Genomic DNA, 11,392 nt, shown 5'->3' with positions numbered 1-11,392 from the left:
TGAATCGCAAAAGACCCTTGCGGTTGTTGGTGAATCCGGTTGTGGCAAATCGACCCTTGGCCGTCAGCTGACCCTGATCGAAAAGCCGACCTCGGGCGCGCTGAAACTGAACGGTAATGCCGTTGGCAATCTGTCTGACAAGGAAGCCAAGCAGTTCCGCCGTACCGTTCAGATGATCTTCCAGAACCCGTATGGGTCGCTGAACCCGCGCAAAAAGGTTGGCCAGATCCTGGCCGAGCCGGTTCTTTTGAACATGGATAATCTTGGCCGCAAGGAACGTGAAGAACGCGTCCATGCCACCATGGCAAAGGTTGGCCTGCGTCCGGAATTCTATCAGCGTTATCCGCATATGTTTTCCGGTGGTCAGCGTCAGCGTATCGCGATTGCGCGTGCCCTGATCCTTGAGCCGAAAGTCATTGTCGCGGACGAGCCGGTATCGGCCCTTGATGTATCGGTGCAGGCACAGGTCCTGAACCTGATGATGGACCTGCAGGAAGAGATGAATGTCGCCTATGTTTTCATCTCGCATGATCTTTCTGTCGTCAGGCATATTGCAGATGACGTCATGGTGATGTATCTCGGTCGCGTCGCTGAAAAGGGACCGACTGACGAGATCTTTGCCAAGCCGCTGCACCCCTATACACGGGCGCTTCTGGCGTCGGCACCAAAGATCGACCCAACACAACGTGTGAAGGCAGAACCGCTGACCGGCGAACTGCCATCACCGATCAACCCGCCCTCGGGCTGTGCGTTCCACAAACGCTGCCCGTTTGCGACCGAGGAATGCGCAAAAGTTCGCCCGGAACTGCGCAATTTCGAGGGCCGCGAAGTGGCGTGTCATCGGGTCGAAGAAATCGCCTGACAACAGGCGATCGCCCGGAAAGCCTAACAGCTATCCAGGTAGACAAGGGAGCAAGGGGGCGCGCTTTTAACAAAGCTGCGCCCCTGCGCATTTCTGAGGATATCTGCCTGAATTACGCCGTCGTGCGTGACCGGTCGGTGAGTGCCAACAAAACACCTGCCGCGACCAGAAGCGTGCCCGAAACACGGTTGAGCATCCGCATATGTTGGGCTGACTTGATCAGGCCTTTCACCTGCCCGCCCAACAATCCATAGGCCAGCAAAACGCTTGTTTCCATGGCAATGAATGTCACGCCCATGACCGTGAATTGCGGTCCGTATGCCACTGCCGGATCAAGGAATTGCGGGAAGAAGGCCGTAAAGATCAGAATCGCCTTGGGATTGCCAATCGCGGTCAGGAACTCAGTCTTGGCCAGATTAAACGGCCCCGGATTGACCATAAGCTCGACCGGGCCAGTCGTTTCATCACTGTCATTGACCTTGGCAAACCAGCTTTTAAGACCAAGCCAGACCAGATAAACCGCGCCACCCCATTTGATCACAAGGAAGGCCGTTTCACTGGCGGCAAGCACAACACCAAGCCCGGCCGCAGTCACCACAATCATCAGGGCAAAGGCAACAATACGGCCAATCCCGCCCACGGCAGCAGACGATACGCCGTACCGCGCGCCATTAAACATCGCGAGAAGATTATTGGGACCGGGGGCCATCGCCAACGCGATCGCCGCCCCGGCAAAAAGAAGCCAGGTGTCGAGCTGCATGGGGCTATTCCTGTATTCCGGGGTTGGCGGCCACGCCAAACAACCCCAAGTTGGTGACGACGTACTTTCGCCTGAAATTCAGTCGCGCGTCAATGCCGCAATCAGCTCCGACGCGGCGGGCCATTTCGCCGTCAGTGCCGCGCGTTTGCCCATGGAGAAATCTGCAAAATCAAAGCCCGGCGCAACGGTGCAGCCCAAAAGCGCAAACTTGCCACCGGGCTTAAGCCGCGCCCCCTGCCAGACATTTTTCGGCACGACCATTTGCGGTTTCTGCCCGGCCAGCAAATCCTTGCCGATCTCGACCCGCTTGTGCGTGCCGTCTTCAAACAGCTGAAGCTGTTCGACGGCATCCCCGATATAGTGGTGGAAAATCTCGTCACTGGTCAGGATATGCATGCCTGAAAAAGTATCGGGCGTCAGAAGGTAATAGATCGCCGTTCCCGTGCTGCGCACACCGAGATACCGATTACCGGGATTACAGGTTTCAAACGCCCTGAAGGTCTCGGCGTAATAGCCGCCCTCCGGATGGGGTTGCAGGCCAAGCTTGGCGATCAGATCGTCAATAGTGATGTCGTCAGACATGATGGGCTCCCTGTAACCGAGCGTTTTGGTTGCCCCATCATGACGAAAAAAGGGGGTCGGCGCAAACCTTCCCCCTTTGAATATTCGGCTGCCGCGCAACCTTAGTTGCTGTTCATTTTCATCTTGCCATGACCATGCCCCATGCCCGCACCACCATTCGGCCCCATCGCCATGGTGTTAAGAACATCAATGGTCACAGGCACATCACCGGCATTCTCAAATTCCAGCGTGATGTCGATTTTCTCGCCCTCTTCAAGCGGCTTGCTCAGGCCAATGAACATGACGTGATAGCTGCCCGGTTTGAACTGCACAGAGCCATGCATTGGCACTTCAACGCCGCCCTGAACTTGGCGCATCTTCATGACATTGTTTTCCATGATGTGGGTGTGAAGTTCGGTGCGTTCCGCAAGGTCACTGCGCACGCTAACAATGCGGTCGGCAGCCCCGGCATTCACAACATCAAAGAAGGCCGCACCATTGCGTACCATGCCCTTGGATGCCTTGGCCCAGGCATCCTTGACTTCGATATCGGCGGCAAAGGCGTTGGTGACGATAAACAGCGACGCCACGGTCGCAACAATTGCAAAAAGCTTTTTCATGATATTCCATCCAATAAGCAGCCTGCATCCGCAGGTCAGCGATTTCAGTAATCGTGTTTTGATCAGTCTTTGAAATCAGATGGAAACCGGGGGTGCCCGGGAATGGCGACCGCGCGGGATGTCATTGACCGCGACAAAGGCAATCGCCTTGGCATAGCTGACATCATGAATGACCGGCACTGGCGCGACATAGGGCAAATCAATCGCCGCCATCGCCCCGTGATGGTTTGCACAAAGCGGGCAAAACGCATGGGCCGGCATTTCGTCAGCTTGACCGGACGCATTTGATGCCACGACCCCGTCAAGCGTATCAACAGATACAAGCTTGATACCAGCCGGGGTACAAATCAGGACGTAATCACCACCCGGCGCGATTTCCGCCGCCGACGCAGTCGCAATACCGGTGGCTTGCCCGCTGAGCAATGCCGGCACAAGTCCGGACTGTGTGACACCCGCAAACAGGACAACAAACGCCACCAGCCATGTCTGAACGACACGGCGCAGGGAAATACCGCCCGAACGGCAGTTATGGCGTTTGCACGTGATCATGGGTTGGATATGCCCGATTTAAACCACACCTGCAATGACATTGATCATTGCAGGGGGTCTGTTTTGCCCAGACGTCTGGATACTTTTCATGATGCGGAAACATAAGGCCGGGTGCGATACCCGGCCTTGTTATTCGATGCTTTAAAACATCGCATCAGATCATGTCGCGGGCCTGAACCAGCTCATCAAAGCGATCGCCATCGAGGAAACCAAGGGCGATACAGGATTCCTTCAGGCTGCTGCGTTCCTTGTGCGCCTTTTTGGCCACGACCGCCGCATTGTCATAGCCAATATGCGGTGCCAAGGCGGTCACCAGCATCAGACTTTGTTCGACATAGTGCGCGATCTTTTCCTGATCGGCCTCAAGCCCGGCAATGCAGTTATCGGCAAAGCTGACCGATGCATCGGCAATCAGGCGGATGGATTGCAGAAGGTTATAAATAATCACCGGTTTGAACACGTTAAGGTCCAGATGACCGTTCGAACCACCCACCGTGACCGCAACATGATTGCCCATGACCTGCGCGCAGACCATGGTCAATGCCTCGGCCTGGGTCGGGTTGACCTTGCCCGGCATGATTGATGATCCGGGTTCATTGGCGGGAAGGACAAGTTCACCCAACCCGCAACGCGGCCCGGAACCAAGCAGACGGATATCATTGCCGATTTTCATCAAGGACGTCGCCAGCACATTCATGACACCCGACATCTCGACACAGGCATCATGGGCGGCCAGTGCTTCAAACTTGTTTTCCGCCGTTTTAAACTCAAGACCGGTGATCTTTGAAACCTGTTTGGCAAACTCGACGTCAAAGCCATCCGGCGCATTCAGCCCGGTACCAAGGGCCGTGCCCCCCTGTGCCAGTTTGCGCAGGCGCTCAAGCGCATCGTCGATCCGATCAAGGCCGAGTGCGATTTGCGCGGCATAGCCGGAAAATTCCTGCCCCAGTGTCAGGGGCACCGCATCCTGCATATGGGTGCGGCCGATTTTGACGATATCGCCAAAGGCATCGACCTTGGCATCAAGGGTCGTGCGCAGGTGCTTAAGGGCGGGTTTCAGCTTTTCCTCGATCTCGACCACGGCGGCAATATGCATGGCAGCCGGGAAGCTGTCATTCGATGACTGGCCGCGATTGACATGGTCATTGGGGTGGATCGGTTCGCGCTTGCCCATCGGCTTGCCCAAAATCTCGCACGCCCGGTTCGCGATGACTTCATTGGTATTCATGTTGGTCTGGGTACCCGATCCGGTCTGCCAGACGACCAATGGGAAGTGATCCAAAAGCTTGCCTTCGGCCACTTCGGATGCGGCGGCCTCAATCGCCTTGGCCAGTTCCGGATCAAGGTTATCAAGGGCGGCATTGGCGCGCGCAGCCGCCAGTTTTTGAACCCCGAACGCCTTGATCAGGGCATCTGGCATCCGTTCACCGCCAATGCGGAAATTCTGTCTGGATCGCTGGGTTTGCGCCCCCCAATACCGATCAGAAGGCACATCAATCTCGCCCATGGTGTCCTGTTCGGTACGGGTGGTCACTGGATTGGTCACGATCATAATCCTCCGTGTCAGAAACAAACTGACCGGGGCGGGAACCCGGCATTCAACACAATAACGCGCTGTGCCGGGAAATATGGTTTGGAATCAGGACGAACGCAAACTCAACCGCGACCAAATTGCGGTTTGATCGATCTATTTATCGGTTCAGGCCAGTCGGTTCATGCCAGACCATGTTTTTCATCACACCACGCCAAAAGCCGTATTCCCGCCCGTTCAAGCTGGGATGCAAATTCCGGTTCGGGTCGACGATCCGTGATGATGCCGGTAAGGGCCTCAAGCGGGGCGACATTTTCCAGATAGCGTTGATCAAACTTCGTATGATCAACCATCAGCCAGGTTTCGTCTGATCGTTCCATCATTGCGCGTTTAACGGCCACCGCCCGGCGGTTGACGTCACTAAAGCCCTGCCGCGAAATTCCCGATGCCCCGATAAAGGCAATATTGGCGTGGAAACGGCGCAGATATTCGACGGTATCATTGCCATAGACCGCGTTTTCACGACGATCAAACTGGCCCGGACACATTAAAACGTCGTCATGATCGGCAAGTTCTGCCATGCCATGCACCACCGCATAGCAATTGGTCAGAAACGTACGTGGCAGTTTTGTCGTGCGGGCCGCCAGAAACGGCGCAATCTGGGCCACGGTTGAACCGGCATCAATCATTGCCACATCGCCGGACCGCACCATGTCAGCCGCCAGCATGCCAATCCGTTCAAACCCGGCCACCGCCGATAACTGGCGTTCCGCCAGATCGGGCTGATGGCCCATGGGCCGCGCCGATGCGCCGCCGAACTCGCGTTTGATCAATCCATCGCGGCTCAGCGCGTCAAGATCACGACGGATGGTTTCGGTTGCAACATCGAATCGCTCCGCAAGTGTGGCAACTCTCACATGAGGGTGAACCTGTAACTCTTGTAAAATACGACGCTGCCGCTCTTTTTTTCCCAAACGCAAAGCCACGCCCCCCTCAATTATGGCCGGTTTTGTGCCAATAGCAGGCATCTTAGCAATCCTGAGCGAAACCTTTTGTTACAGTTTTGTGTTGATTTTCCAACTTTTTCAAATTCATAATGTTGATTAAAGCAACAATAAAAACAACAAAACCACATTCAAAAACGGCGGAAAGCCGTCATTCACAGGGAAGAAAGGTTCGAAAACAGTGTTTTCAATTCCGAAAAAAACCGACAGTTTAAAGCTCACCACCCTCCTTGCCGCAATCGGCATGGTCGGCATGGCATCCACCCCGGCCGCCGCGGCCGATGACTGCATCGCACGCGGCGATCTTGACCCGATGTATTGCGACATGGACGGCGACCTTGTTGCCGATGCCCCGCCCGCAGACCAGCAGGTCGATCCGGACACCCTTGTTTTTGCATATACCCCGGTCGAAGACCCGGCGGTTTATGCCGATATCTGGGACCCGTTCCTGCAGCATCTTGAAGAAGTAACCGGCAAGGACGTTCACTTCTTTGCCGTTCAGTCGAACTCGGCAGAAGTCGAAGCCATGCGTTCAGGCCGCCTGCACGTTGCCGGCTTCTCAACCGGCCCGACCCCGTTTGCTGTCAACCTTGCCGGTGCGGTTCCATTCGCCCTGATGGGCGCGGATGATGGTCGCTTTGGTTATACGCTTCAGCTCTACACCCGTGTAGACAGCGGCATTGATACCCCGGCTGACCTTAAGGGCAAACGCGTTGCCCATACCTCGCCGACCTCGAATTCCGGCAACCTTGCACCGCGTGCACTGCTTCCGGGTCAGGGCATCGTTCCGGAACAGGATTACGAAGTTGTCTATTCCGGTTCGCACGATCAGTCGATCCTGGGCGTTGTCGCCGGCGACTATGACGCAGCCCCGGTCGCGTCCGAAGTTGTCGAACGTATGGCCCAGCGCGATCTCTATGATCCGAACGAAGTCAAAATCATCTATGAAAGCAAGCCTTTCCCGACCACTTCGTTCAACTATGCCTACAACCTGAAGCCGGAACTGGTCGAAAAGATCAAGGAAGCCTTCTTTACCTTTGACATGAAGGGCACTGCCCTTGGTGAAGAATTCAAGGGTGTGTCGAAGTTCCTGCCGATCACCTATCAGGAAGACTGGGCGGTTATCCGCGAAATTCAGGCTGCCAACGGTGTGAAATACACCCCGGATAACCTGAAGTAATTCCTGATTTTCCAATCGATCCGAACTTTGCAGGGCCTGCTTTGGCAGGCCCTGTGCCACCCATTTCATTCGGGGTAACGCAATGCTGCGTATCAAAGAACTTGTAAAACGCTATGGCGAAGAAAAGGCAGTGTTGAAGAACCTGAACCTTGAAGTGCCGGGCGAAAGTGTTGTTTCCATCATTGGCGCATCAGGTGCGGGCAAAAGTACCCTGCTGCGTTGTATCAACCGCCTTGTCGAACCGTCTTCGGGCTCCATCGAACTCAATGGCACGGAACTGACCAAGCTTGAAGGCAAGGCGCTGCGTCTGGCACGCCGTCGCATCGGCATGGTGTTTCAGGGCTTCAACCTGATTGACCGTCTGACGGTGATGGAAAACGTGCAATCCGGACGCCTTGGCTATCTTCCGGCATGGCGTGCGGTAACCCGCAAATACCCGCAAGAAGACATTGACCGCGCCTTTCATCTGATGGAACGCGTCGGGATCGCCCATTATGCCGACAAACGTGCCGACGAACTTTCCGGCGGTGAACGCCAGCGTGTCGGTGTGGTCCGCGCCCTGATGCAGGAACCTGAAATCCTGCTGGCCGATGAACCAACCGCATCGCTTGATCCGAAAACATCGCGTCAGATCATGGAACTGCTGCGCGCGCTCGCATCCGAGCTGCACCTGCCGGTTCTGATCAACATCCATAACGTCAACGAAGCCAAGGAATATACCCAGCGGATCGTTGGCATGCGCTTTGGCCGCATCATTTTCGATGGCGAGCCGGTCGACCTGACCAATGACGCCATGGACGATATCTATGCCGGTGTGCCCGCCGAAGAACGCGGCGACGCCGAAAGCAGCACCCACCTGCGCGAGGTCGCCGCACGATGAGCAGCACCGTTCAAAAAACGGGCCGCACATGGAAGAAGCCCCCCTTTATTGCCAACCCGATGTTGCGCTGGGGACTTCTGATTGCTGTTGTTGCCTATGTCTGGTGGGCCATCACAACCCTGCCATTCGACTGGGAACGCATCCAGGACGGTGTCCCGCGTGCGATCCGCATCTTCAAGGGCGCCTTCCCGCCAAGCTTCATCCGCGGCGAATTGCTGTTTGACGGCTTCATGGAAAGCATCAAGATCGCCATTGTCTCGACCCTGCTTGGTCTGGCACTCAGCGTTCCGATTGCCTTTGCATCGGCGTCAAACATCGCACCGAAATGGCTTTACACCATCGGGCGTGGCGTGATCATCGTTGCCCGTTCCTTCCACCCGGTCATTGTCGCCATCCTGTTTGTCAAAGCTGTCGGCTTTGGCCCGCTGGCAGGCATTCTGACGCTGACGGTCTATTCCATCGGTTTCGTTGCCAAAATGCTGGCCGAACGGATCGAGGAAATTGACTGGGGTCAGGTTGAGGCGATCCGTGCCGCCGGCGGGGCGACATTCGTCACCCTTCTGTATGCCGTGATCCCGCAAATCATGCCCCGTCAGATCGGTCTTTCGATCTATCAGCTTGATAGCAACCTGCGCGCGTCTGCCATTGTTGGCATCGTTGGTGCGGGCGGTATCGGATCGACCCTTCTTAATGCCTTTGGGCGTTATGACTATGACTTTGCGCTGGCGATTACCCTTTGCATCATCGGTGTGATCCTTGTCAGCGAGGCCATCAGCGGCCGGATCAGGAGGAACCTATGGTAGCCACCACCCAACCTACCGGACCGGAAGCAATCGCCAACCGCGAATGGTCCCGCTACACCACCAAGGAACGCTGGCGGCGCTATGGCCTGACCGCACTGGTCGCACTGGCTGTGGTCTGGTCCTTATCGACGATCAACATCATCTGGCCGTGGCTTTGGGATGCCCCGGAACAGATGGGCGATCTGTTTGCCCGCATGTTCCCGCCATCACTTGAAGGCTGGCAGGAAATCGGCTGGACACTCTTGGAAACCGTCAATATCGCAACCATTGCGACCTTCTTTGCCGTGTTCCTGTCCCTGCCAATTGCGTTGATCGCAGCCCAGAACACCACGCCAAACCGTTTCACGCTTTGGCTTGGCCGGTTCATTCTGGTGTCGTCGCGTTCGGTCAACACCATCATTTGGGCGCTGCTGTTTGTGGCTGTGTTCGGACCGGGTGTTTTGGCCGGTATTCTGGCGATCATTTTCCGATCCCTTGGCTTCCTTGGCAAACTGCTGGGCGAAGCGATCGAGGAAATCGACCGTGCCCCGATCGAGGCACTGGAATCTGTTGGCGCATCGCGCTTCAAGATTCTGGTCTATGGCGTCATTCCGCAAGTCATGCCGACCTTCTTTGCCGTATCCATTCTGCGCTGGGACATCAACCTGCGTGAAAGTACGGTTCTGGGTCTGGTCGGGGCTGGCGGGATCGGCATCATCCTTCAGGGGGCGATTGATACCTTTGCGTGGCAAACGGTTGCCACGATCCTTCTGGCAATCATTGGTCTGGTCATTATTGGCGAAGCCATTTCAGCTTACCTGCGTAAAAAGGTGATCTAACGTGACCGGAACTTACGACCTTCTGGTCGTTGGCGGCGGCATCAACGGGGCTGGTATTGCCCGTGATGCCGCCGGTCGCGGGCTTTCTGTTCTTTTGGTCGAACAGCGCGACCTTGCCTCGGCCACCTCTTCTTCCTCGACCAAACTCATCCATGGCGGTCTTCGATATCTTGAACATTACGAGTTCCGTCTGGTGCGCGAAGCACTTCAGGAACGCGAAGTTCTGTTGGCTGCTGCCCCACATATCATCTGGCCTTTGACATTCGTTTTGCCCCATCACCGGGGCTTGCGTCCGAAATGGATGCTGCGTGCCGGATTGTTTCTTTATGACCATCTGGCAAAACGCAAACGCCTGCCCGGATCACGTGCGGTTTCCTTTAACGGCACGCCGGAAGGCCAACCGTTGAAATCCGATTTCGCGGGCGGTTTTTCCTATTCCGATTGCTGGGTGGATGATGCCAGGCTTGTGGTTCTCAATGCACAGGACGCACAGGCACGTGGGGCTGATATCCGAACCCGCACAAGATGTGCCTCACTGGTGCGTCATCACGATCACTGGAATGCCGAACTGATCGGGCCCGATGGTGCCCCGCAATCGGTCAGCGCCAAGTCCGTGGTCAATGCCGCAGGGCCGTGGGTCACCGAGATGGTCGAAAATGCCGGGCTTGGCAAAAAGGCTGCCGGTCTTCGGCTGGTCAAGGGCAGCCACATTGTGGTTCCGCGCATTCATGACCATGATCATTGCTATATCTTCCAGAATGGCGACGGGCGCATTGCCTTTGCCATCCCCTATCAGCAGGACTACACCCTGATCGGCACCACCGATGTTGCCTATACCGGCGATCCGGCACAGGTCAAAATCTGCGATCAGGAAATCGACTATCTGCTGGATCTGGTGAATGGCTATCTCGCCAAACCGCTTACCCGCAACGACGTGGTGTGGGATTATTCTGGTGTGCGGCCGCTTTATGATGACAAGAACGACAATGCGTCGGCAGTCACCCGCGACTATGTATTTGATCTTGATACCGGCGATACCGGAAGTTCGGCACCGATCCTGTCGATCTATGGCGGCAAGATCACCACTTATCGCAAGCTTGCCGAACATGCGATGCAAAAACTGGCCCCGGTTCTGGGCAACGATGCCAAGGACTGGACGGCAAATGCCATCCTTCCCGGTGGCGACATGCCAGACGGCGATTTTGATGCGTTCCTTGCCAAGGCCAAGGCAACCTATGACTGGTTGCCACGCGGATTGCTGTATCGGCTGGTGCGAAGCTACGGCACGGCAATCCGCAAGATCATTGGCACGGCGACGTCGCTTGGCGATTTGGGCCCGGAAGTCGCGCCGAACCTTTATGAAGCTGAACTCAAGTACCTGATGGCCAATGAATGGGCGTGTCGCGCAGAAGATGTTCTGTGGCGCCGGACAAAACTTGGCCTCGGGATGCAGCCTGATCAGGTCGATGCCATCGAAAAATGGTTTGCCGCCCAAACCCGGCTTGATCGGGCTGCGCAATAACCTTCAAAACGAGCAACCTGCAAACATCAAAAAAGGGCAGTGAAATCACTGCCCTTTTTATTGCGTATTCGTTGGCCTTAGTAGGCGTATTCCTTGAACAACGGATCGACCGAGCCGTTCCATTCGGTTTCATACTTATCAAGGAATTCCTCAGCCAGGGTGCGGCCGCTTTGCGCGACGTCATCAAGGCTATCAAGGAAATGGCCTTCATCGTCGCCGTAGCTGTCCATGCGGCCACGGTTTTTAAGACCCTGACGGGAAATCGCCAGAACGTCTTTTGACAGATCCTGAACCGTGCCGTT

At 55.9% G+C, this 11,392-nt stretch carries 12 protein-coding genes and 1 pseudogene; 6 read left to right on the top strand and 7 right to left on the bottom strand.

Annotated features, from left to right (window positions below):
- Positions 1-862, top strand: an 862-nt coding sequence (locus B3Z49_RS18795) for a dipeptide ABC transporter ATP-binding protein (RefSeq protein ID WP_296993610.1), incomplete at its 5' end; no start/stop codon positions are given.
- Between the two features lie 112 nt (positions 863-974).
- Here B3Z49_RS18795 and B3Z49_RS18790 read toward each other — a convergent pair.
- The 6 genes from B3Z49_RS18790 to B3Z49_RS18765 form a co-directional block, all read right to left on the bottom strand.
- The gene (locus tag B3Z49_RS18790) at positions 975-1,622 is read right to left on the bottom strand and encodes a LysE family translocator (RefSeq protein ID WP_296993609.1); all 648 of its coding nucleotides are present in this window, start codon (positions 1,620-1,622) and stop codon (positions 975-977) included.
- Positions 1,623-1,700: 78 nt separating this feature from the next.
- Positions 1,701-2,204 carry a cupin domain-containing protein gene (locus B3Z49_RS18785; protein WP_064782137.1) on the bottom strand — a complete coding sequence of 168 codons (504 nt, stop codon included), beginning with the start codon at positions 2,202-2,204 and terminating at the stop codon, positions 1,701-1,703.
- 101 nt (positions 2,205-2,305) lie between these two features.
- Positions 2,306-2,803 carry a copper chaperone PCu(A)C gene (locus B3Z49_RS18780; protein ID WP_296993607.1) on the bottom strand — a complete coding sequence of 166 codons (498 nt, stop codon included), beginning with the start codon at positions 2,801-2,803 and terminating at the stop codon, positions 2,306-2,308.
- A 75-nt stretch (positions 2,804-2,878) separates the two neighbouring features.
- A complete protein-coding gene (locus B3Z49_RS18775; protein ID WP_296993605.1) occupies positions 2,879-3,352 on the bottom strand; it encodes a DUF2946 family protein in 474 nt (157 codons plus the stop codon).
- A 154-nt stretch (positions 3,353-3,506) separates the two neighbouring features.
- Positions 3,507-4,904 (bottom strand): class II fumarate hydratase, encoded by a 1,398-nt coding sequence (gene fumC / locus B3Z49_RS18770; protein WP_296993603.1) that lies wholly within the window; start codon positions 4,902-4,904, stop codon positions 3,507-3,509.
- 161 nt (positions 4,905-5,065) lie between these two features.
- Positions 5,066-5,911: a DeoR/GlpR family DNA-binding transcription regulator gene (locus tag B3Z49_RS18765; RefSeq protein ID WP_296993600.1), complete on the bottom strand. Its 846-nt coding sequence runs from the start codon at positions 5,909-5,911 to the stop codon at positions 5,066-5,068.
- Between the two features lie 157 nt (positions 5,912-6,068).
- On the opposite strand from B3Z49_RS18765, the gene phnD reads away from it, so the two are divergent.
- From phnD to glpD, 5 genes are all read left to right on the top strand, one after another.
- A complete protein-coding gene (gene phnD, locus B3Z49_RS18760; protein ID WP_082923482.1) occupies positions 6,069-7,067 on the top strand; it encodes a phosphate/phosphite/phosphonate ABC transporter substrate-binding protein in 999 nt (332 codons plus the stop codon).
- Positions 7,068-7,149: 82 nt separating this feature from the next.
- Entirely contained in the window at positions 7,150-7,947 is a 798-nt protein-coding gene (phnC, locus tag B3Z49_RS18755; protein WP_008891551.1) for a phosphonate ABC transporter ATP-binding protein, read from the top strand.
- Positions 7,944-8,750, top strand: coding sequence for a phosphonate ABC transporter, permease protein PhnE (gene phnE / locus B3Z49_RS18750; RefSeq protein WP_008891550.1), 807 nt, complete (start codon positions 7,944-7,946; stop codon positions 8,748-8,750). Before phnC ends, phnE (B3Z49_RS18750) begins: the two co-directional genes overlap by 4 nt.
- Positions 8,744-9,568 carry a phosphonate ABC transporter, permease protein PhnE gene (phnE, locus tag B3Z49_RS18745; RefSeq protein ID WP_008891549.1) on the top strand — a complete coding sequence of 275 codons (825 nt, stop codon included), beginning with the start codon at positions 8,744-8,746 and terminating at the stop codon, positions 9,566-9,568. Before phnE (B3Z49_RS18750) ends, phnE (B3Z49_RS18745) begins: the two co-directional genes overlap by 7 nt.
- 1 nt (position 9,569) lies before the next feature.
- Positions 9,570-11,090 carry a glycerol-3-phosphate dehydrogenase gene (glpD, locus tag B3Z49_RS18740; RefSeq protein WP_296993595.1) on the top strand — a complete coding sequence of 507 codons (1,521 nt, stop codon included), beginning with the start codon at positions 9,570-9,572 and terminating at the stop codon, positions 11,088-11,090.
- A gap of 77 nt (positions 11,091-11,167) precedes the next feature.
- Here the strand turns inward: glpD and B3Z49_RS18735 are convergent.
- A pseudogene (locus tag B3Z49_RS18735) lies at positions 11,168-11,392 on the bottom strand (glutamate--cysteine ligase); the annotation flags it as partial.

Source organism: Thalassospira sp. UBA1131 (assembly GCF_002311515.1).
GTDB lineage: Bacteria > Pseudomonadota > Alphaproteobacteria > Rhodospirillales > Thalassospiraceae > Thalassospira.
This window is presented reverse-complemented; position numbering and strand designations above follow the sequence as displayed.